Here is an 18,598-nt window from a genome sequence, read left to right on the forward strand (position 1 = left end):
CCTTTCTCGTGACCTGTCGAGCCCGGCGCGAACATGACCGCCGTCGCCGGCCCGCGGAAGGCCGGTTATGGCCTGTGGGCCGCGTGGCATCCCGAGCTGTCTATCTCGCCGGGATGCCCAACCCGGGGGCCGGAGCACCCCCGCCCAACCGCTACAAGAAATCACAAACCAAAACGGAATATGACCAACCTTATGAAAAACTGGCAGGACTCCCGACTCACCGCCTTTCTCGTCACCCTCGGCCTCGCCATCATCGGCGCCCTCGCCATCGGCCAGATCTACGACTACCTCGACCAACACCTGCTGCAGTTTCTTGCCTCGGCCGCCGCCATTCTCGTCATCGCCCTGCTCGCCGTCCGCCTGACCCAGCGTCCCGCCAAGCCGGGCCTTCGTCCCAAGGAAGTCGCGGTCGAGCACGATCCGGTGCGCGAGACCGGCACCGTCAAGTGGTTCAACGTCGACAAGGGCTTCGGCTTCATCATCCGCGAGAACGGCGAGGACCTGTTCGTCCACTTTCGCGCCATCAGCGATGGCGGCGCCTCGCGCCTGACCGAAGGCCAGAAGGTCGAATACCAGATCGGCCAGGGCCGCAAGGGCCCGCAGGCCGAGGAAGTCGTCATCCTCGACTGAGGCCCTCGCCTGCCGGCAAGGGCTGGCAGCAGTCGGGTAGCGTCTCGCGAATCGACTGAGCCAACACCGCCACCGCCTGCGGCCGCGAGAATCGCTTGCGGCTCGCCAGGGCGATGTCACGGGTCGGGATGTCGCGATCGAACGGCAGGTAGCGCACCAGCGTCCGCGTGCCCGCCGCCTCGCCGTTCTCGGTCGAGGCGCAGGGCAGCACCGTAATCCCCGCGCCGCTGGCGACCATCATGCGCATCGTCTCCAGCGATCCGCCTTCGAGCGTGCGTTGCAATCGACCGAAGGTCCGACCGTCATAGCAGCGCGGGCACACCCCCAGCACCTGGTCGCGAAAGCAGTGGCCACGGCCGAGCAGCAACAGGTCGTGCTCGGCCAGCTGGTCGGGGGCCACTGCCTCCTGTTCGGCCAGGGGGTGGTCGACCGGCACAGCGACCGTGAACGGCTCCCGGTAGACCGGCTCGACCATCACGCCAGGCGCCTCGAACGGCAGGGAAAGCACCACCACGTCCAGCTCCCCCCGCTCAAGTTGCTCGGCGAGATCCGCGGTCATCCCCTCGGTGATCTCGATCGGCATACGCGGCGCCAGTTCGTGCAGCCGGCCGATCAGGCGCGGCAACAGATAGGGACCGACCGTGTGGATCAGCCCGACGCGCAAGGGCGCCGCCAGCGGGTCGCGGCGGGTATGGGCCAGATCTTCGAGACGCTCGACCTCGCCGAGCACCCGCTCGGCCTGCTCGATGATCGCCCGGCCCTCGGGCGTGACCTGCACCTCGGAGCGGCTGGCCCGCTCGAAGATCTGCACGCCCAGCGATTCCTCCAGGCGCTTGACCCCGACGCTCAGCGTCGGCTGGCTGACGAAGCAGCGGGCCGCGGCGCGGCCGAAGTGCAGCTCGCGAGCGACGGCGACCACGTAACGGAGTTCGGTCAGTGAAGCCATGCGGGACAGTTCTTTTTGCGTCAGGGGGTGGGCCGGGCCATACTTCTGGCATTCTGTCGTCGCGGCCCGGCCGATGGCCGGCAGAATAGCACCGCGGGGCGTACCTGCTTGAAATGCGGCGTCCAGGGATGAACAATTGCCCGACAGGCATTAACAGTCACTGATATTTAGGAGTCATGCCGTGAGCGACAACATCGTCTACGTATCCGACGCGGATTTCGAAGCCCAGGTAATCAACAGCGACCAGCCGGTGCTGGTGGACTTCTGGGCCGAGTGGTGCGGCCCCTGCAAGATGATCTCGCCGATCCTCGACGAGGTGGCCGACGACTACGCCGGCAAGCTCAAGATTGCCAAGGTCAACATCGACGAGAACCCGGAAACCCCGCGCCAGAACGGCATTCGCGGCATCCCGACCTTGATGCTGTTCAAGAACGGCAAGGTCGAGGGCACCAAGGTTGGCGCCGTCTCCAAGTCGCAGCTGACCGACTTCATCGACTCGGCACTCTGACGACCGACACGGCAGCCGGCGAGCGGGCGGGGCTGAATGGCCTCACCCGCATGCCGAAAAAAGGCCTTGACATGTTTGGCAAGCAGCCGGTTCTGTGCCAAACTCCCCGCCAGCTAACGACGACACGCCCCTTCTGTCGTCTGGTCGCACCTCGGCGACCTTCCGATCTCAGCATTTGATTTCACTCTTCGACATCCCGTTGATTATCCATCTGTGGCCCGCCGCGGTCCCCACGACGAATCCATCCGAATGAACCTAACCGAACTCAAGAGCAAGCCCGTTCCGGAACTCATGGAGCTGGCCCAGTCGATGGGACTGGACAACATCGCCAGGACCCGCAAGCAGGACGTGATATTCGCCTTGCTCAAGGCGCACGCCAAGACGGGTGAGTCGATCCACGGCGACGGCGTACTGGAAATCCTCTCGGACGGATTCGGCTTTCTGCGCAGCGCCGACGGCTCCTACCTCGCCGGCCCGGCCGACATCTACGTCTCGCCCTCACAGATACGCCGCTTCAACCTGCAGACCGGCGACACCATCAGCGGCACGATCCGCCCGCCGAAGGACAACGAGCGCTACTTCGCGCTGCTGAAGATCGAGAAGATCAACCTCGAGAAGCCCGAGGCCTCCAAGACCAAGATCCTGTTCGGCGATCTCACCCCACTGCATGCCGAGAAGCGCATGCGCATGGAGCGCGGCAACGGCTCGACCGAAGACCTGACCGCGCGGATCATCGACATCGTCGCGCCGATCGGCAAGGGCCAGCGCGGCCTGATCGTCGCCCCGCCGAAGGCGGGCAAGACGATGCTCCTGCAGAACATCGCCCAGAGCATCACCGCCAACCATCCCGAGTGCGACCTGATCGTCCTGCTGATCGACGAGCGCCCGGAGGAAGTCACCGAGATGCAGCGCACCGTGCGCGGCGAGGTGGTCGCCTCGACCTTCGACGAGCCGGCCCCGCGTCACGTGCAGGTCGCCGAGATGGTGATCGAGAAGGCCAAGCGCCTGGTCGAGCACAAGCGCGACGTCGTGATCCTGCTCGATTCCATCACCCGTCTGGCACGCGCCTACAACACCGTCGTGCCCTCCTCGGGCAAGGTGCTGACCGGCGGCGTGGACGCCAATGCCCTGCACCGGCCCAAGCGCTTCTTCGGCGCGGCGCGCAACGTCGAGGAGGGCGGCAGCCTGACCATCCTCGCCACCGCACTGGTCGACACCGGCTCGAAGATGGACGAGGTGATCTACGAGGAATTCAAGGGCACCGGCAACATGGAGCTCCACCTCGACCGCCGCATCGCGGAAAAGCGCGTCTACCCGGCGATCAACATCAACCGCTCCGGCACCCGCCGCGAGGAGTTGCTCACGGATAGCGAGGAGCTGCAGAAGATGTGGATCCTCCGCAAGTTCCTGCACCCGATGGGCGAGCTCGAGGCGGTGGAGTTCCTGCTCGACAAGCTGCAGCAGACCAAGACCAACAACGAGTTCTACGACTCGATGCGTCGCGGCTGACAGGCCGCCACCCCGGAACAAGAAACCCCGGCCTTTCGGCCGGGGTTTTCTTTTGTCCGGGCGGTTTCAGGTTCCGCCGCCACTCTGCAATACCTTGAGGTCGTCCAACACGTCCTTCACGTGTTCGTCGGGGTTCACCTTGCGGTAGATCCGCGCGATGTGGCCGTCGGGGTCGATGATGAAGGTCTGGCGCTTGGCAAACTTCACCACCAGGAAATCGCTCAACGCCCCGTAGCGCTCGACCACGGCGCCCTCGGGATCGGCGAGCAACGGGAAGGGCAGTTCGTACTTGGCGGCGAACTCGGCATGGCTGGCGACGTCGTCCATGCTCACGCCCAGCACGGCAGCATCCTGCGCGATCAGCCGGTTGATATTGTCGCGGAAGCTGCAGGCTTCGGTGGTGCAGCCGGGCGTGTCGTCCTTGGGATAGAAGTAGAGCACCACCCACTGGCCGCGGTAGTCGGACAACGCATGCGCCTTGCCGTTTTGATCGGGCAAGGTGAACCCCGGTGCCGGGTCACCGACGGCCAGCGCCGCATCGGCCGCGTGAACAAACGGGGCGGCCAGTACCGCAATCAGTCCGGCCAGCAGGGGCAAGAGGCGTCGACTCATCAGAGCACTCTCCGGTCGATGGTGTCAGGGACAATCGAGTTAAGCAGGTTTTCCCGACATCGTGGCTGCGGCATTCCCCCACATCATTCAGGGTCATTTCAGGAAGCACCGCCATCCTCGGGAACGTTCATAACCCGCGGAGGGCATTCGAAATGACCACCGACAATCCGATCACCGTCTGGGACCGCTTCGTGCGGCTGTTTCACTGGCTGCTGGTGGCCGCCTTCTTCACCGCCTACCTGGTCGAGGATGACTGGCTCGGCGTGCACGTCTGGGCCGGCTATCTGGTCTTCAGCCTGGTGGTGCTGCGCCTCGCCTGGGGCTTCGTCGGCAGCCGCCATGCACGCTTCACGGACTTTGTCCGCCGACCCGTTGAGGTGCTCGGCTACCTCACATCGGCGCTGGCCGGACGCGCGCGTCGCTACCTCGGCCACAACCCGACCGGTGGTGCGATGGTAATCGCGCTGATCGGCTCGCTACTGAGCACCGCCGTGCTCGGCATGCTCCTGCTCGGCTCGGAGCCGGGCAATGCCCTCTACGGTTTCGTCGGTGGACTGGGACTGGACGGGGAGGCCGGTGAGGAAGCGCTCGAGGAAACCCACGAGTTCTTCGCCAACTTCACCCTCGCCCTGGTCGGCCTGCACGTCGCCGGCGTGCTCTTCAGCAGCCTCGCCCACCGCGAGAACCTGGTGCGCGCCATGATCACCGGCCGCAAGCGTCCAAACCGCCCCGAGGAGGAGCAGGCATGAAGACACCGATCCGAGCCATGATCCCAATGCTGTTGCTGGCGCTCGCGCTGAGCGCCTTCGGCTGGTGGCAACTGGGCGATGTGCCGCTGACCGAGGAAGGCGGGCACGAGCACGTCGAGTACGACGACTAGACGCGCCCGGCAGCCGTCAGCGGCCGATGGCCCGCCAGCCGATATCGCGACGACAAAAACCGCCCTCGAACATCACCTTGTCGACCCCGGCGTAGGCGGCCTGCTGCGCAGCCTCGACGGTCGCGCCCAGCGCGGTGATGCAAAGCACCCGGCCGCCGTTGGTGACGATGTTGCCGTCCTTCTCGGCAGTACCGGCGTGGAAGGCCTTCACGCCCGCCGGCAGCTCGTCGAGACCGCTAATCACGTCGCCCTTCGACGAGCTTTCCGGGTAACCGGCCGAGGCAAGCACCACGCCGACGGCGGCCTCGTCGGTCCAGTCGGCCGTCGCCTTGTCGAGCGTGCCGTTGACGCCGGCCTCGACGAGGTCGACCAGGTCGCTGTCCAGGCGCATCAGCACCGGCTGGGTCTCCGGGTCGCCAAATCGGCAGTTGAACTCGAGCACCTGCGGCTCGCCGTCCGAGCCGATCATCAGGCCGGCATAGAGAAAGCCGGTGTAGGGCAGGCCGTCGAGGGCCATGCCCTTGACCGTCGGCTCGATCACCTGCGCCATCACCTTCTCGATCATGGCCTCATCCAGTACCGGGGCGGGCGAGTAGGCGCCCATGCCGCCGGTGTTCGGGCCCTTGTCGCCGGCATCACGGGCCTTGTGATCCTGACTGGAGGCCATCGGCAGGACGTGCTCGCCATCGACCATGACGATGAAGCTTGCCTCCTCGCCCTCGAGGAACGACTCAACCACCACGCGTGCCCCGGCCGCGCCGAACTGGCCGCCGAAGATGTCGCGGATGGCCGCCTCGGCCTCGTCGATGCTCTGGGCAACGATGACACCCTTGCCGGCGGCAAGGCCGTCGGCCTTCACCACCACCGGCGCGCCGTGCTCGTGGACGAAGTCGATCGCCGGGGCAGCGGTGTCGAACACCCGGTAGGTGGCGGTCGGGATGCCGTGACGCTCCATGAAGTCCTTGGCGAAGGCCTTGGAGCCCTCCAGCTGCGCGGCCTTCTGGGTCGGACCGAAGATGGCGAGACCGGCGTCGCGGAAGGTGTCGACCACGCCCTCGACCAGCGGTGCCTCGGGGCCGACCACGGTCAGGTCGATCGCGTTATCGGCAGCGAAGGCGACCAGTTCGGCGACGTTGGTGGCGGAAATCGGCACGTTGCGGCACTTGGCCTCCTCGGCCGTGCCGGGGTTGCCGGGAGCGACGAAGACCGTCTCCACCCGCGGGGACTGGGCGATCTTCCATGCCAGGGCGTGCTCGCGGCCGCCTCCACCGATAACCAGTACCTTCATGTCGTCACCTCTCGAATCGATTCGTCTGGGCGTGGGGCGCTCGGCCCCGGCCGAATGCGCCCTATAATGCCAAAATGCCATCGATCATGCTGTTCGAACCGGAAATCCCGCCCAATACCGGCAATCTGATCCGGCTGTGCGCTAACACCGGCTCGACGCTGCACCTGGTCGAGCCGCTGGGCTTCTCGCTCTCGGACAAGGCGTTGCGTCGCGCCGGGCTGGATTATCACCAACTGGCGCACGTTCATCGCCATGCCGACCTCGCACAGGCCCGCCAGGCGGTGCCGGGACGGCTGCTCGCCTTCTCGACGCGCGGAACCACCCGTTACGACCGGGTGGCCTACCGACCGGACGACGTGCTGCTGTTCGGCCCGGAGACGCGCGGCCTACCCGACGCGGTGCTCGACGAGCTACCGGAGGCGCAGCGGCTCTACCTGCCGATGGTGCCGGACTCGCGCAGCCTCAACCTCGCCAATGCGGCCGCGGTGGCCTTCTTCGAGGCCTGGCGGCAGCTCGACTTCAAGGGGGCCACATGAGCCAACACTGGGAAATGACACCCATCGGCCATATCGAGAGCCCCTACCGCGAGGGCTTCGGCATTCCGCGCCAGTCGGGCATCGTGCCGGCCGCCACGGGCATTCTCGTGCCCACCGCCGAATGGCAGGAACCGAACGCATGGCAGGGCATCGAGGCGTTCTCGCACCTGTGGCTGGTATGGGTATTCCACGCCAAGCGGCGCATGCAGGCGGGCGACAGCAAGGCGGTGCGGCCGCCGCGGCTGGGCGGCAACGAGCGGGTGGGCGTGTTCGCCAGCCGCGCCCCGGTCCGACCCAATCCGATCGGGCTGTCGGTGGTCCGGCTGATCGATGTGCAACGCGCTGGAGACGGGGTGCGATTGCACCTCGGCGGACTGGATCTGCTCGACGGCACCCCGATCCTCGACGTCAAACCGCACGTCCCTTACGCCGACTGCCCGGCGGACAGCCGCGGCGGCTGGGCGAGCACAGCACCGGAGCGACTGGCGGTGATCTGGGGGGCGGCCGAACCGTGGCTGGAACGGCTGAGCGCCGAGCGGGTCGCGCTGATCGAGCAGACCCTGGCGCAGGATCCGCGCCCGGCGTTCCACGACGACCCCGAGCGAGTCTACGGCATGCGGATCGAGGACATCGACGTGCGTTTCGTAGTGCGCGAGCACCGCGCGGAGATTCGGGAGATCGTCCCGGCGGAGCCGAGCGACTGAGACCGGCTCAGGTCTCGTCGTGCCCCTGTTCGCGGGAGAGCAGTTCGCTGACCGCCTCGCGGGCGGGCAGGCCCTCGTAGAGAACACGGTAGACGCATTCGGTGATCGGCAGCTCCTGACCGCTCGCCTGCGCCAACCGATGCCCCTCGCGGGCAGCGCTGATGCCCTCGACCGCCTGACCGATCGCAGCGACGGCGGCATCGACCGACTCGCCACGCGCCAGGCGCAGGCCGAACTGGCGGTTGCGGGAATGATCATCGGTGCAGGTCAGCACCAGATCGCCCAGGCCGGCCAGGCCGAAAAAGGTCTCGGCCCGCGCCCCCATCGCCTCGCCGAGGCGCATGATCTCGGCCAGGCCGCGAGTGATCAGGGCGGCGCGCGCATTCGCACCGAAGCCAAAACCGTCGGAGACGCCGGCGGCGATCGCCAACACGTTCTTCAGTCCGCCCGCCAGCTCGATGCCGACAACATCGCTGCTCGGGTAGCAGCGCACGCGGTCGTTGCGCAGCCCGACGGCAACCGTCTCGGCCACCGCCCGGTCGCGGCTCCCCACGGCGAGGGCTGCCGGACGACCATGGGCCACCTCGATGGCAAAGGTCGGACCCGACACGACGGCGAAAGACACGTCACCAAGTGCGTCGGCCACCAGTTCGTCTATCCGTCGTCCCGTGCCGGGCTCGAAGCCCTTCGAAGCGGTCACGTAAACCGCTGAACGCGGCAGGACCTCGCGATGCTCGGCGAGGAAGTCGCCCAGGATCTTGGTCGGCAGCACCAGCCAGACCTGGTCGGCGCCTTCGACTGCCGCAGCCAGATCACACCCGGCGTCAAGCGAGTCGGGGAGGTTCACGCCGGGCAGATAGCGCGGGTTCTGGTGCTCGCGGTCAATGGTGGCCGCCTGGTCGCAATCACGCGCCCACAGGCGTACCGAGGCACCATTGGCGGCCAGCAGGGCCGCCAATGCCGTACCCCAGGAGCCGGCACCGAGGACCGCGATCCGTGTGCGTTCCGCCTCGGTCATGCGTCCGCGATCAATTCGGGCGGGCGTCGCCGGCGCCTTCGGCCTGAGCCGCGCGCTGTTGCTCGTGCTGGGCGTACAGGGCGTCGAAGTTGATCGGCTGCAGCACCATCTGCGGGAAACCGCCCTTCATGACCAGGTCGCTAACCGTCTCGCGGATGTAGGGGAAGATCAGCGTCGGGCAGTAGGCACCGAGCAGCTGGCGACGCGTGGCGTCGTCGAAACCCTTGATGGTGAACACGCCCGCGTACTGGACCTCGGCGAGGTAGATCGTCTTTTCGGCGTGCGTGGCGGTGACGGTGATGGTCAGTTCCGTCTCGAAGGTGTTGTCGCTCAGCCGAGCGGCATTGTTGCCCACCTGAACGCTGACTTCGGGCTTCCAGTCGTCGCGCGTGAAGATATCCGGCGCCTGTGGCGACTCGAAGGACAGGTCCTTGAGGTAGACCTTCTGCACGAAAAACTGCTGTTCGTTTCCTTCGCCTGCCTGGTCGTTGCCGGCGGCGTTGTTTTCACCCTCTGCCATGTCGGTGTTTCCTGATCGTCGTGATGGATGGTGTTCAGCGAATCCCGTGACCGGCCAGCCATTGCACCAGCTGCGCGGCCGGCAGGGCGCCGGAGAGGCGGTCGATCTCGCGACCGCCGGAAAAAAGGATCATCGTCGGGATGCTGCGGATGCCGAAGCGCGCCGAGACATTGGGGGCGCGCTCGGTCTCGAGCTTGGCGACGACCAGCCGGCCACGGAAGTCGCTCGCCAGCTGATCGAAGGTGGGAGCCATCATCTTGCAGGGCCCGCACCAGTCGGCCCAGAAATCCACCAGCACCGGCAGGTCGTTGCGGCCAATGTGCCGGTCGAAACCGGCCTCGTCGAGCGTCACCGGTCGGCCGGGAAACAGCGCCTGACCACAGCGACCGCATTTGCCGCCGCCGAGTCGCTGGGCGGGCACCCGATTCACTGCTCCGCATTCGGGGCAGACCACGTGTTTGGATTCACTCATCGCGACGCGTCCTCTCGTCGACCCCGGTGGCCATGATAACGCTCCGGCTCCCGGCGCGGGGCTCGCACGTCTCAGGCGCCGGAGACAGGGGGGTCGCCGGCGGCACGTCGCGCCTCGGCCTCCACCAGCGGCATCAGCCTGCCGTCACGATCCAGCGCGGCCAGCTCGTCGTACCCGCCGACGTGGGTTTCGCCGATGAAGATCTGCGGCACGGTCAGGCGCTTGGCCCGCTGGATCATCTCGTCCTTCTTCGCCGGCGACAACTGCACGTTGATTGACTCGAAGTCCAACTCGCGCTTTTTCAGCAAACGCTTGGCGAAATGGCAGAACGGGCAGAGCGGACTCTGGTAGACGACGATCGGCGGCGGCTCGATCGCACGGGGGTTCTCGCCGGTCATGCGGTGCTCTTACTTGCCCTTGGCGACAGGATAGTTCTGGCCTTCCCAGGCAATGATGCCACCACCAAGGTGACTGACGTTCTCGAACCCACCCTTGACGAGTATGTTCGCCGCGGTCGCCGAACGGTTGCCGGAACGGCAGTACAGCACGACCTCGTCGGGGTTCTCGCTCTTGATGTCGCCGAGCTTGTTCTCGAGCTTGCCCAGCGGGATGTGCTGCGCGCCCTTGATATGGCCGGCCTTCCACTCGTTGTCTTCACGGACATCGATCAGGGCCACGCCATCTCGGCCGGCCTTGCGGGCGACTTCGGCAGGTTCGAGCGTGTTGAATTTCTGCATACGTCGCGACAGTTCGTTGCTGATGAGCAGGATGATCAGGACGACCGCCACGGTCGAAAGTACCCAGTGGCGAGCGAGGAAATCGATGAAGGCTTCCATGAACGGTTCTCGAGGTTCTTCTCAGGACGTCGTAGTCGGAGACGTGGGATGTTGCGGCATACAATGGCCGGCACGCGCAAAAAATTCAAGGCACCGTCGGTGCCATACCGATGCGGTGCCTTGTTCGGATACCGGGCCCAGGCAAGCGGGCGCCTCGCGCTGTGTTAACAGGCGCGCCGCACGCCCATCCTGGCCAGAATCGAATCCAGCGGACAGAAACGCGTAATGCCGCTCTGGAACAGGTTCAGGCCGATGAAGGCCGTCAGCCACAGCCAGGAGACCTGACCCAGGTCGGCCTGACCCGTGACATGGGCCAGGGCCAGGGTAGCCAGGATCATCAGGCCCGCGATGATGCGAACGTAGCGATCGGTGGTCATGGAAGCCCTCCGCAAAATCAGTAAGCTAAGGGCGCGCCGCGCAAGGATCGGAGCGCCCGAATAGAATTATTTTATTCTATCCTAATTAAGCGGGCAAAAAACTTCCTGCATCATGCCGATCAGGCGCAGCGTCCGGGCATCCGAAACGCGATAGAAGACGCGGTTGGCGTCCTTGCGCGAAGCGAGAATGCCCTTGTCACGCAAGATGGCCAGGTGCTGGGAGATGTTGCTCTGGGTGGTGCCGACCGCCTCGACGATCTGCTGCACGCTGAGCTCGTTGTCGCCCAGTACGCACAGGATCTTCAGTCGCAAGGGGTGCGACATGGCCTTGAGCGAACGAGAGGCGCGCTCAATGTCCTCTGAGCGGCCCATCAGGCGGGTGGCGGGATAGTCCTCTGTTTCCAAATTCATGGTTCGACCCACGTGCTGGTTATGTGGTGACGATTTCGTCGTCGTTCCCCGCGAGGAACGATGCCCTGGGCCGAATATAGGCCCTCGGCTCGGCGAATACCGCCATGCTCCGTATACTACCGTTTTCCGTCAATTTGTTGCAGTGGCCGCTCCGCCCCCCGCCCAAGGGGCAACCCGGGTCCGCGGCGGGCCACCGTCCACGACCGGTCAGGGGACACCTTGCCACAATCATCTCGCGCCAAACGCCTTCATGATCTGCCCTCGCGCTGCGGCCGGCGTGGATCGCTCGCGTTTCTCTGGCTGGCACTGTCGATGATGCCCATGGCCCCGTCGGCGGAGCCGATCGAGGAGCAGATCGAAGCACAACGGGCAACGATTGCCTCGACGGAATCCGAACGAAAGGCGGCTCGCGAGGCGCTGGCCGCCCAACAGAAACGACTGGCGTTTCTGGAAAAGAAGACCGCAGAACTGGACGCCGAACGGGCAGAACTGGAAGAGCGCCAGCAGGCCCTGGCCGAACGCGAAGAACAGTTGCTCCGCGGGCTGGCACGGCGCAAAGCCGAGCTCGAACGGCGCCTGCGCGCCGCCTACCCGCTGACTCGCGGCAGCGCGCTGCAAACCCTGCTGAGCGACGGCGACGCCCTGCAGGCAGAGCGCGATCTTCACTACCTGCGCAACCTGATTCGCCCCGTGCAGGAGGCCCGGCGGGCGCTGGAGGCCCAGCGAGTCGAGCTGGCCGACAACCGTGAGGCCGTCGCCGAAACCGAACGCTCCCTGGCGCAGGCCGGCGAACGGCTCGAAACGCACTACGAGGACGTCCGGGAAAACCTGGACGAGCAGGAGCGTCTGCTCGCCAGCCTGGGCGAGACCCTCGACGAGCAGCAGCAATCGCTCAAGTCGATGCTCGAGCGCAAGCGCCGCCTCGATCGCGAGGTGGCCGCTGCCCGCGCCGCCAGCAAGCGAGAGGCGGAAAAGGCCGCCCGCGAGGAGAAGAGGGCGTCTGCCGGCCCGGCAGTCACCACCGACGGCATCCCGGTGGCCGGCGAGATCAAGCGCAACTTCGGTGAGTCACTCCCCCAAGGTCGCCTGCGCAACGAGGGGGTCGAGTTCCGCGCGGCGGCCGGCAGTCCGGTCCGCGCCGTCGATGGGGGCAAGGTCGCCTACGCCGGCCCACTCAAGGGCTTTGGCAACCTGGTCATGGTTCGCCACCAGGGCGACTACCTGTCCCTGTATGCCCACTGCCGCTCCCTTGCGGTGTCGAAGGGTCAGCAGGTCTCCCAGGGCGAGCAGGTATGCGACTCGGGCCGGATCGATGCCAACCGCGAGGGTCTGTACGTCGAAGTGCGGCGGGGCAATCGCCCCATCGACCCGACTCGCTGGCCCGCGTGGAAAAAGGTGGTGGGTGGCTGACCGATGGCCGGGTCGTCGTCGCTAACCGAGCCGCTATGCCCTATGATTTCCGAGGCAAATCGGGGCAAGCGGACTCGCGACGGACGCCATGACCGTGGCATAGTGGTTGCCCCATGGATCGGGGGTTTTATCACCCCACGCTCGCCTCACGATGCAGGGAATACCAGAAACTGTCCAAGCGAGCCCCGAAAGCCGACGAAACATGCCTAGAGAGAACACCATGACCAGCTGGATTCGCAAGGCCTCGAGCCTGGGCGTTGCCGCCTTTTTCGGTTTTGCCATTGCCATCGCCATCAATGCGGTGGCCGAACGGCCCGCCGACACCGGCGCTACCGACATTCCGCTGGAAGAGCTTCGCACCTATTCCGACGTGCTCGATCGGGTCCGCTCGGATTACGTCGACGACATCAGTGAAAGCCAGCTGATCGAGAATTCCATTCGCGGCATGATCTCGGAGCTCGACCCGCACTCCGGCTACCTCGACGACGAGGAATTCAAGAGCCTGCGCGAATCCACCAGCGGCGAATTCGGCGGCCTGGGCATCCAGGTGGGGATGAAGGACGACGTGCTAACGGTGATCGCGCCGATCGACGACACCCCCGCCAAGCGGGCCGGCCTTGAAGCGGGCGACCGGATCATCCGCATCAACGGCGAACTCACCGAGGACATGGACCTGGAGGAAGCCGTCAAGCTGATGCGCGGCAAGCCGGGCACCGACATCGACCTGACGATCGCCCGCGAAGGGGAGAAGAAGCCGCTGGAATTCACCATCACCCGCGCGGTGATCAAGACCGAGTCGGTCAAGCACGAGATGCTCGAACCGGGGCTGGGCTACATCCGCGTCTCCCAGTTCCAGTCGCGCACCGTCGAGCAGATGCACGAAGCCCTCGACGCACTGGCCAAGGCGAACGAGGACAAGCCGCTCAAGGGCCTGGTCCTCGACCTGCGCAACAACCCGGGCGGCGTGCTGGACGGCTCCGTGGAAATGGTCGATGCCTTCCTTGAGGCAGGCCAGATCGTCTACACCAAGGGCCGCGTGGCCGACGCCAAGATGAGTTTCGAGGCCAGCGCCGGTGACCGCCTCGACGGCGCGCCGATGGTGGTGCTGGTCAACGGCGGCTCGGCCTCGGCCTCGGAAATCGTCGCCGGCGCCCTGCAGGACAGCGGCCGGGCGCTGATCATCGGCGAGCGGACCTTCGGCAAGGGCTCGGTACAGTCGATCATGCCGCTGGCGAACGGCGGCGCGCTGCGCCTGACCACCGCTCGCTACTACACCCCGAGCGGTCGGTCGATCCAGGCCGAGGGCATCAAGCCCGACGTGACGGTACACCAGCTCAAGGTGAGTGACATCGAGGAAGTATTCTCGATCTCCGAGGCGAGCCTCGCCGGCCACCTCACCAACGGTGAGTCGGAGGGCGACGACAAGTCGGACAGCAAGAAGGCCAAGTCGGACGAGGAAGAAGACAAGGAGCCGCTGGTAATCCGCGATTACCAGCTCTACGAGGCACTGAACATGCTCAAGGGCATGGTGATTGTCAGCAAGAACGGTCGTCCGTAAACACAGCCCGCGACGAGGAGGAAACAAGGCAATGGCAAGCAAGGTACTGATCCTGCTGGCTCCGGGGTTCGAAGACCTGGAGGCCATCACCACCATCGACATCCTGCGCCGGGGCGGCGTGCAGGTGCAGACCATCGCCCTGCACGAGCATGAGGTTTCCGGTTCGCGGGGTGTCACGGTAGTCACGGACAGCAACCTGAGCCTGCTCGACGAGGACCGGGTCTTCGACGCCATCGTCTTGCCGGGTGGACAACCGGGCGCCAACAACCTGGCGGCCGACCCCCGGGTGATCAAGCGCCTGCAGGACCAGTCCGTCGCCGGTCGCTGGATCGGCGCGATCTGCGCCGCACCCAAGGTGCTCGCCGCTGCGGACCTCCTCAAGGGCCGCCGGATCACGCACTTCCCGGGCGCGCTCAGCGACGACGACAAGCACGGCGTGGAGATCAGCGACGAGGCTGTGGTCGTCGACGGCAACCTGGTGACCGGCCGCGGCCCCGGGGTGGCGATCGACTTCGCCCTCGCCCTGGTCGAACAGCTCGAAGGCCGCGAGACTCGCGACGCGGTCGAGGCCAAGCTCGCGCGCTGACGACCGCTCCCGTCGTCGTGCGTTTCACGCCTGCCCCTTGTGGCAGGCGTTTTACTTTGTTGCCCGAGTAGCAGAGATCGTGTCTCAGGAACCGACGAAATCGTTCTTCACGCCCGCCACCACTCTCGAGCGGGAAATCGAGGTGAAGAAAAGCCGCTTCATCGCCCGGACGGGCACCGTTCGCTCCCGCGAGGAGGCGCTCGCCTTCGTCGAGGCGGTTCGGGCCGACTACCCGGATGCACGCCACCACTGCTGGGCCTACCTGGTCGGAAACCCGGCCACGGCCGCCAGCGCGGCGATGAGCGACGACGGCGAGCCGGGCGGCACCGCCGGCAAGCCCATTCTCAACGTCATCCAGCACAAGGGCATCGGCGACGTGATCGTCGTGGTCACGCGTTATTTCGGTGGCATCAAGCTGGGGGCCGGTGGGCTGGTGCGTGCCTACGCCGGCGCCACCCAGGAGGCGCTCGCCGCACTGCCGCTGACCGAACATCGTCCGCAGCGGACCTACCGACTGGCGTTGGATTTTTCGCAGGAACAGCCGTTACGGCACTGGACCGAGCAGCACCAGGGCGAGCTGCTGTCGATCGACTACGGTCAGCCGATCCATGCACAGGTGGCCGTGCCCGAGGAGCAGGTCGAGGCGTTCGACGGTTTCCTGGGCGCGCAGGGCATCGAACGCCTTGATGCGCCAACCGGCCATTGAGCGGCGCCAAAAAAAACCCGGGCTTTCGCCCGGGCCTTCGTCCCTTTCGGCACCTTCGCTGTGCCGCCACATCCTTTCAGTGCATCCTTACTTGTTGGTGAACTCGGGGTACGCTTCCATGCCGCACTCGATCGAGTCGACGCCTTCTTCCTCGTCGTCCTCGCTGATGCGCAGGCCCATGACGGCCTTGAGGATCAGCCAGACGATCAGGCTGGCGACGAACACGAAGCCACCGATCAGGGCGAGGCCGGCAAGCTGACCGCCCAGAGTGGCGCTGTCGTTGGACAGCAGCACCGCGAGCACGCCCCAGATACCAACGACACCATGGACGGAGAGAGCACCGACCGGGTCGTCGATCTTGATCTTCTCGAAGCCGAGGATCGAGAACACGACGATCACGCCACCGATGGCACCGATGATGGTGGACAGCAGGGCTGACGGCGAGGACGGGTCAGCGGTAATCGCGACCAGACCGGCCAGAGCGCCATTGAGGATCATCGTCAGATCGACCTTGCCGAAGGTCAGCTTGGAGACGATCATCGCCGCGACCACGCCACCGGCAGCCGCCAGGTTGGTGTTGGTGAACACCTGAGCAACGGCGTTGGCGGAACCCACGTCGGATACCTTGAGCTCCGAACCGCCGTTGAAGCCGAACCAGCCCAGCCACAGGATGAACGTCCCCAGGGTAGCCAGCGGCAGGTTGGCGCCCGGCAGGGCGTTGACCTGACCGTTCGGACCGAACTTGCCCTTACGCGGGCCGAGGAGCAGGACACCTGCCAGCGCGGCGACCGCACCGGTGAAGTGGACGATGCCCGAACCGGCGTAGTCGGAGTAACCCAGCTCGCTCAGGATGCCGCCACCCCAGCTCCAGTAGCCCTGGATCGGGTAGATCAGTGCGGTCAGGACCACGGTGAAGGCGAGGAAGGCCCACAGCTTCATCCGCTCGGCGACCACGCCGGAGACGATCGACATGGCGGTAGCCACGAACACGACCTGGAAGAAGAAGTCGGCCATGTTGGAGTAGTAGATGTCACCACCACTCGCCACGACTTCGGCTGCCGTGTTGTCCGCGCCCAGGAAGAACGACAGGCCCGGGATGATGCTGGAGACGCCGTCGCTGTACATGATGTTGTAGCCAACGACCATGTACATGATGCAGGCGATCGAGAACAGCGCGATGTTCTTGGTCAGAATCTCGACGGTGCTCTTCGAGCGGACCAGGCCCGCCTCGAGCATGGTGAAGCCCGCCGCCATCCACATGACGAAGGCACCGGCGATCAGGAAGTAGAACGTATCGAGCGCATAGCCCAATTCGATGACTTGTGTTTCCACGGTGAAATCCTCCGCTTAAAGGGCATCCGTACCGGTTTCACCGGTGCGAATACGAATGGCCTCGTCGACAGGCGAGACGAAGATCTTGCCGTCACCGATCTTGCCGGTGCTCGCGGCATTGGTGATCACCTCGATCACCTGGTCGGCCAGACCGTCGTCAATGACCATCTCGAGCTTGACCTTGGGCAAAAAGTCGACCACGTATTCCGCGCCCCGATAGAGCTCGGTGTGGCCTTTCTGCCGACCGAAGCCCTTGACCTCGGTCATCGTGATGCCCTTCACGCCGACGCCGCCGAGCGCTTCGCGCACGTCGTCAAGCTTGAAGGGCTTGATGATTGCAGTAATCAGTTTCATGGATCTCTCCTAGGTGACAGGCCGGCCAGCGGCCGGCCCGTGTACCAGTGACTGAGGGGATGCTTAGAAGCTCTTGGACCAGCCGACCCAGACCTGCAGGTCATCGTCAGTCGAGACATAGTTGGTGTCGTCCACGTCAGCCATCTCGAAGCTCATGGTGAACGAACCGAAATCGCCTGCGTCCTTGGCGACCGACGCGGTCCAGTGGCCGTAGTCCATGTCGCCGTAGCCAACATCACCGTCGTCGTCGAAGGTGTAGTAGCCGTAGTACAGGCTGCCGGTGTAACCGGACTCGCCGAACGGCACGTCAACGCCGGCGTAGTAGTACAGGTCACCCTCGGTGAAAGGGCCGTCGTCTGCCTGGCCGTTCACGGTGTACGCCAGACCGGCAGTCAGGTAGCTGTAGGTCAGCGAGCCATAGATCTCACCGAAGTCGATGTCGCTCGGCGCGTCCGGGTAGGCGTAGTAGATGTAGCCAACGTCGTAGCCGAGGTCGCCGATGCTGCCGCCATAGCCGGCGTAGAAGTCGATCTCGTAGCTGGTGTCGTCACCAAAGTCGACGGTCGACGCCCAGGTGCCGGCATAGAGACCGGACTCGTGGGCGTAGTCGAGACCGCCTTGGACGGCGGCGCTGTCGTCGGTCTGGGTGATGCCACGGAACAGGTAGTTGGATACCACGCCGATATTGGCGGACACCTCGGCGGCCGCCACGGATGGCAGGGTGAGGGCCGACAGGCTGACGGCCGAGGCAATGCTGGTGGCAATGAGGGTCTTTTTCATTTCTCTGTGCTCCATCAAGTGAACGTTCGGGTTCACCCCCTGACAAAGCAGCCGGCGTGCCAACTTGGTTTTTTCCTTTACCATCCGTCACTTAGGCCGGGATGGCCGCAGGTGACGCGAATCACGCGCCAACCGCCCTCCCCAAATTGGGGATAGGATTTTCCCCCGCTGCTCCAGCATAGTGCACCGAAATGGGGCGCGCCGGCGGACACGCCGCGCGGCCCTGCATTTGCATCTGCCGAAGGCATACCCAACAATCGGGAGGCTGTCGTCGACGAACCACACCGAGGTAGCGAGATGTCCATCAGTCACACGATCGAAGAGATCTCCCAGCGCATCGAGCAGGCAATGCCCGAGAGCCTGCGCGAAGGCAAGCAGGAGTTCGAGAAGGCGGTGCGCCAGGCCGTCAGCAACGGGTTTTCCCGGATGGATCTGGTCACGCGCGAGGAATTCGACGTCCAGACCCAGGTCCTCGCGCGTACGCGCGCCAAATTGGAGGCGCTCGAGCAACGCGTCAGCAACCTGGAAAAGCAGCTGGAGGGAAAACATAGCCCGCCGCCGGAACCGGAAGAAGGCGACATCGCCAGCTGACCCCGGGTGCGCGGGCACGGACGCCCGCGCACCC

At 65.3% G+C, this 18,598-nt stretch carries 25 protein-coding genes; 12 read left to right on the top strand and 13 right to left on the bottom strand.

Annotated features, from left to right (window positions below):
• Positions 1-423 precede the first annotated feature (423 nt).
• Positions 424-630: a cold-shock protein gene (locus LV476_RS08255; protein ID WP_250076302.1), complete on the top strand. Its 207-nt coding sequence runs from the start codon at positions 424-426 to the stop codon at positions 628-630.
• Here the strand turns inward: LV476_RS08255 and LV476_RS08260 are convergent.
• On the bottom strand, positions 617-1,576 hold the full coding sequence (locus LV476_RS08260; RefSeq protein WP_250075150.1) for a LysR substrate-binding domain-containing protein: 960 nt from the start codon (positions 1,574-1,576) through the stop codon (positions 617-619). The two genes, LV476_RS08255 and LV476_RS08260, sit on opposite strands and share 14 nt — an antisense overlap.
• Before the next feature lie 181 nt (positions 1,577-1,757).
• Between LV476_RS08260 and trxA the strand changes: the two genes are divergently transcribed.
• The gene (gene trxA, locus LV476_RS08265) at positions 1,758-2,084 is read left to right on the top strand and encodes a thioredoxin TrxA (protein ID WP_250075152.1); all 327 of its coding nucleotides are present in this window, start codon (positions 1,758-1,760) and stop codon (positions 2,082-2,084) included.
• A gap of 249 nt (positions 2,085-2,333) precedes the next feature.
• Positions 2,334-3,593: a transcription termination factor Rho gene (gene rho / locus LV476_RS08270; protein ID WP_250075154.1), complete on the top strand. Its 1,260-nt coding sequence runs from the start codon at positions 2,334-2,336 to the stop codon at positions 3,591-3,593.
• Between the two features lie 66 nt (positions 3,594-3,659).
• Here the strand turns inward: rho and LV476_RS08275 are convergent, their stop codons facing one another.
• The gene (locus tag LV476_RS08275) at positions 3,660-4,205 is read right to left on the bottom strand and encodes a peroxiredoxin (RefSeq protein ID WP_250075156.1); all 546 of its coding nucleotides are present in this window, start codon (positions 4,203-4,205) and stop codon (positions 3,660-3,662) included.
• 152 nt (positions 4,206-4,357) lie between these two features.
• On the opposite strand from LV476_RS08275, the gene LV476_RS08280 reads away from it, so the two are divergent.
• The gene (locus tag LV476_RS08280) at positions 4,358-4,954 is read left to right on the top strand and encodes a cytochrome b/b6 domain-containing protein (protein ID WP_250075158.1); all 597 of its coding nucleotides are present in this window, start codon (positions 4,358-4,360) and stop codon (positions 4,952-4,954) included.
• The gene (locus LV476_RS11225; RefSeq protein WP_284047429.1) at positions 4,951-5,085 is read left to right on the top strand and encodes a hypothetical protein; all 135 of its coding nucleotides are present in this window, start codon (positions 4,951-4,953) and stop codon (positions 5,083-5,085) included. Before LV476_RS08280 ends, LV476_RS11225 begins: the two co-directional genes overlap by 4 nt.
• 16 nt (positions 5,086-5,101) lie before the next feature.
• Here LV476_RS11225 and purD read toward each other — a convergent pair whose 3' ends face one another.
• Positions 5,102-6,373, bottom strand: coding sequence for a phosphoribosylamine--glycine ligase (gene purD / locus LV476_RS08285; RefSeq protein ID WP_250075160.1), 1,272 nt, complete (start codon positions 6,371-6,373; stop codon positions 5,102-5,104).
• Between the two features lie 74 nt (positions 6,374-6,447).
• Between purD and LV476_RS08290 the strand changes: the two genes are divergently transcribed.
• Both LV476_RS08290 and tsaA read left to right on the top strand, forming a co-directional pair.
• Positions 6,448-6,909 carry a tRNA (cytidine(34)-2'-O)-methyltransferase gene (locus tag LV476_RS08290; RefSeq protein WP_250075162.1) on the top strand — a complete coding sequence of 154 codons (462 nt, stop codon included), beginning with the start codon at positions 6,448-6,450 and terminating at the stop codon, positions 6,907-6,909.
• Positions 6,906-7,613 (top strand): tRNA (N6-threonylcarbamoyladenosine(37)-N6)-methyltransferase TrmO, encoded by a 708-nt coding sequence (gene tsaA / locus LV476_RS08295; RefSeq protein ID WP_250075164.1) that lies wholly within the window; start codon positions 6,906-6,908, stop codon positions 7,611-7,613. The genes LV476_RS08290 and tsaA overlap by 4 nt, the downstream gene beginning before the upstream one ends.
• 7 nt (positions 7,614-7,620) lie before the next feature.
• Here the strand turns inward: tsaA and LV476_RS08300 are convergent, their stop codons facing one another.
• From LV476_RS08300 to LV476_RS08330, 7 genes are all read right to left on the bottom strand, one after another.
• On the bottom strand, positions 7,621-8,631 hold the full coding sequence (locus LV476_RS08300) for an NAD(P)H-dependent glycerol-3-phosphate dehydrogenase (protein WP_250075167.1): 1,011 nt from the start codon (positions 8,629-8,631) through the stop codon (positions 7,621-7,623).
• 10 nt (positions 8,632-8,641) lie between these two features.
• Entirely contained in the window at positions 8,642-9,151 is a 510-nt protein-coding gene (gene secB, locus LV476_RS08305; RefSeq protein ID WP_250075169.1) for a protein-export chaperone SecB, read from the bottom strand.
• Between the two features lie 34 nt (positions 9,152-9,185).
• On the bottom strand, positions 9,186-9,623 hold the full coding sequence (trxC, locus tag LV476_RS08310) for a thioredoxin TrxC (protein WP_250075171.1): 438 nt from the start codon (positions 9,621-9,623) through the stop codon (positions 9,186-9,188).
• Between the two features lie 71 nt (positions 9,624-9,694).
• On the bottom strand, positions 9,695-10,021 hold the full coding sequence (gene grxC / locus LV476_RS08315) for a glutaredoxin 3 (protein ID WP_250075173.1): 327 nt from the start codon (positions 10,019-10,021) through the stop codon (positions 9,695-9,697).
• 9 nt (positions 10,022-10,030) lie between these two features.
• Positions 10,031-10,459, bottom strand: a complete 429-nt coding sequence (locus LV476_RS08320; RefSeq protein WP_250075175.1) for a rhodanese-like domain-containing protein — start codon at positions 10,457-10,459, stop codon at positions 10,031-10,033.
• A 164-nt stretch (positions 10,460-10,623) separates the two neighbouring features.
• Positions 10,624-10,836, bottom strand: a complete 213-nt coding sequence (locus LV476_RS08325) for a YgaP family membrane protein (protein ID WP_250075177.1) — start codon at positions 10,834-10,836, stop codon at positions 10,624-10,626.
• Positions 10,837-10,917: 81 nt separating this feature from the next.
• A complete protein-coding gene (locus tag LV476_RS08330) occupies positions 10,918-11,247 on the bottom strand; it encodes an ArsR/SmtB family transcription factor (protein WP_250075179.1) in 330 nt (109 codons plus the stop codon).
• Between the two features lie 321 nt (positions 11,248-11,568).
• Between LV476_RS08330 and LV476_RS08335 the strand changes: the two genes are divergently transcribed.
• The 4 genes from LV476_RS08335 (at position 11,569) to LV476_RS08350 (ending at position 15,507) form a co-directional block, all read left to right on the top strand.
• Complete coding sequence (locus tag LV476_RS08335; protein ID WP_250075181.1) at positions 11,569-12,657, top strand: murein hydrolase activator EnvC family protein; 1,089 nt, start codon at positions 11,569-11,571, stop codon at positions 12,655-12,657.
• 220 nt (positions 12,658-12,877) lie between these two features.
• On the top strand, positions 12,878-14,215 hold the full coding sequence (locus tag LV476_RS08340; protein WP_250075182.1) for a S41 family peptidase: 1,338 nt from the start codon (positions 12,878-12,880) through the stop codon (positions 14,213-14,215).
• Between the two features lie 31 nt (positions 14,216-14,246).
• The gene (locus LV476_RS08345) at positions 14,247-14,801 is read left to right on the top strand and encodes a DJ-1 family glyoxalase III (protein ID WP_250075183.1); all 555 of its coding nucleotides are present in this window, start codon (positions 14,247-14,249) and stop codon (positions 14,799-14,801) included.
• 79 nt (positions 14,802-14,880) lie between these two features.
• Positions 14,881-15,507, top strand: a complete 627-nt coding sequence (locus LV476_RS08350; protein ID WP_250075184.1) for a YigZ family protein — start codon at positions 14,881-14,883, stop codon at positions 15,505-15,507.
• Between the two features lie 87 nt (positions 15,508-15,594).
• Here LV476_RS08350 and LV476_RS08355 read toward each other — a convergent pair whose 3' ends face one another.
• The 3 genes from LV476_RS08355 to LV476_RS08365 all read right to left on the bottom strand — a co-directional run bounded on the left by LV476_RS08355 (position 15,595) and on the right by LV476_RS08365 (position 17,973).
• Complete coding sequence (locus tag LV476_RS08355; RefSeq protein WP_250075187.1) at positions 15,595-16,839, bottom strand: ammonium transporter; 1,245 nt, start codon at positions 16,837-16,839, stop codon at positions 15,595-15,597.
• Between the two features lie 15 nt (positions 16,840-16,854).
• Positions 16,855-17,193: a P-II family nitrogen regulator gene (locus LV476_RS08360; RefSeq protein ID WP_250075189.1), complete on the bottom strand. Its 339-nt coding sequence runs from the start codon at positions 17,191-17,193 to the stop codon at positions 16,855-16,857.
• 63 nt (positions 17,194-17,256) lie between these two features.
• Positions 17,257-17,973: a TorF family putative porin gene (locus tag LV476_RS08365; RefSeq protein WP_250075191.1), complete on the bottom strand. Its 717-nt coding sequence runs from the start codon at positions 17,971-17,973 to the stop codon at positions 17,257-17,259.
• Positions 17,974-18,270: 297 nt separating this feature from the next.
• On the opposite strand from LV476_RS08365, the gene ubiK reads away from it, so the two are divergent.
• On the top strand, positions 18,271-18,564 hold the full coding sequence (gene ubiK / locus LV476_RS08370; protein ID WP_250075193.1) for a ubiquinone biosynthesis accessory factor UbiK: 294 nt from the start codon (positions 18,271-18,273) through the stop codon (positions 18,562-18,564).
• The last annotated feature ends 34 nt before the right edge of the window (positions 18,565-18,598 follow it).

It is taken from the genome of Guyparkeria hydrothermalis (assembly GCF_023555385.1).
In the GTDB taxonomy this organism is placed as follows: Bacteria; Pseudomonadota; Gammaproteobacteria; order Halothiobacillales; family Halothiobacillaceae; genus Guyparkeria; species Guyparkeria hydrothermalis_A.

Bases quoted from the DNA above. Each gene is read 5' to 3' on its own strand.
- LV476_RS08260 (WP_250075150.1), bottom strand. From the start codon at position 1,576: ATGGCTTCACTGACCGAACTCCGTTACGTGGTCGCCGTCGCTCGCGAG.
- rho (WP_250075154.1), top strand. From the start codon at position 2,334: ATGAACCTAACCGAACTCAAGAGCAAGCCCGTTCCGGAACTCATGGAG.
- LV476_RS08275 (WP_250075156.1), bottom strand. From the start codon at position 4,205: ATGAGTCGACGCCTCTTGCCCCTGCTGGCCGGACTGATTGCGGTACTG.
- LV476_RS08280 (WP_250075158.1), top strand. From the start codon at position 4,358: ATGACCACCGACAATCCGATCACCGTCTGGGACCGCTTCGTGCGGCTG.
- LV476_RS11225 (WP_284047429.1), top strand. From the start codon at position 4,951: ATGAAGACACCGATCCGAGCCATGATCCCAATGCTGTTGCTGGCGCTC.
- purD (WP_250075160.1), bottom strand. From the start codon at position 6,373: ATGAAGGTACTGGTTATCGGTGGAGGCGGCCGCGAGCACGCCCTGGCA.
- LV476_RS08290 (WP_250075162.1), top strand. From the start codon at position 6,448: ATGCCATCGATCATGCTGTTCGAACCGGAAATCCCGCCCAATACCGGC.
- tsaA (WP_250075164.1), top strand. From the start codon at position 6,906: ATGAGCCAACACTGGGAAATGACACCCATCGGCCATATCGAGAGCCCC.
- LV476_RS08300 (WP_250075167.1), bottom strand. From the start codon at position 8,631: ATGACCGAGGCGGAACGCACACGGATCGCGGTCCTCGGTGCCGGCTCC.
- secB (WP_250075169.1), bottom strand. From the start codon at position 9,151: ATGGCAGAGGGTGAAAACAACGCCGCCGGCAACGACCAGGCAGGCGAA.
- trxC (WP_250075171.1), bottom strand. From the start codon at position 9,623: ATGAGTGAATCCAAACACGTGGTCTGCCCCGAATGCGGAGCAGTGAAT.
- grxC (WP_250075173.1), bottom strand. From the start codon at position 10,021: ATGACCGGCGAGAACCCCCGTGCGATCGAGCCGCCGCCGATCGTCGTC.
- LV476_RS08320 (WP_250075175.1), bottom strand. From the start codon at position 10,459: ATGGAAGCCTTCATCGATTTCCTCGCTCGCCACTGGGTACTTTCGACC.
- LV476_RS08325 (WP_250075177.1), bottom strand. From the start codon at position 10,836: ATGACCACCGATCGCTACGTTCGCATCATCGCGGGCCTGATGATCCTG.
- LV476_RS08330 (WP_250075179.1), bottom strand. From the start codon at position 11,247: ATGAATTTGGAAACAGAGGACTATCCCGCCACCCGCCTGATGGGCCGC.
- LV476_RS08335 (WP_250075181.1), top strand. From the start codon at position 11,569: ATGGCCCCGTCGGCGGAGCCGATCGAGGAGCAGATCGAAGCACAACGG.
- LV476_RS08340 (WP_250075182.1), top strand. From the start codon at position 12,878: ATGACCAGCTGGATTCGCAAGGCCTCGAGCCTGGGCGTTGCCGCCTTT.
- LV476_RS08345 (WP_250075183.1), top strand. From the start codon at position 14,247: ATGGCAAGCAAGGTACTGATCCTGCTGGCTCCGGGGTTCGAAGACCTG.
- LV476_RS08360 (WP_250075189.1), bottom strand. From the start codon at position 17,193: ATGAAACTGATTACTGCAATCATCAAGCCCTTCAAGCTTGACGACGTG.
- LV476_RS08365 (WP_250075191.1), bottom strand. From the start codon at position 17,973: ATGAAAAAGACCCTCATTGCCACCAGCATTGCCTCGGCCGTCAGCCTG.
- ubiK (WP_250075193.1), top strand. From the start codon at position 18,271: ATGTCCATCAGTCACACGATCGAAGAGATCTCCCAGCGCATCGAGCAG.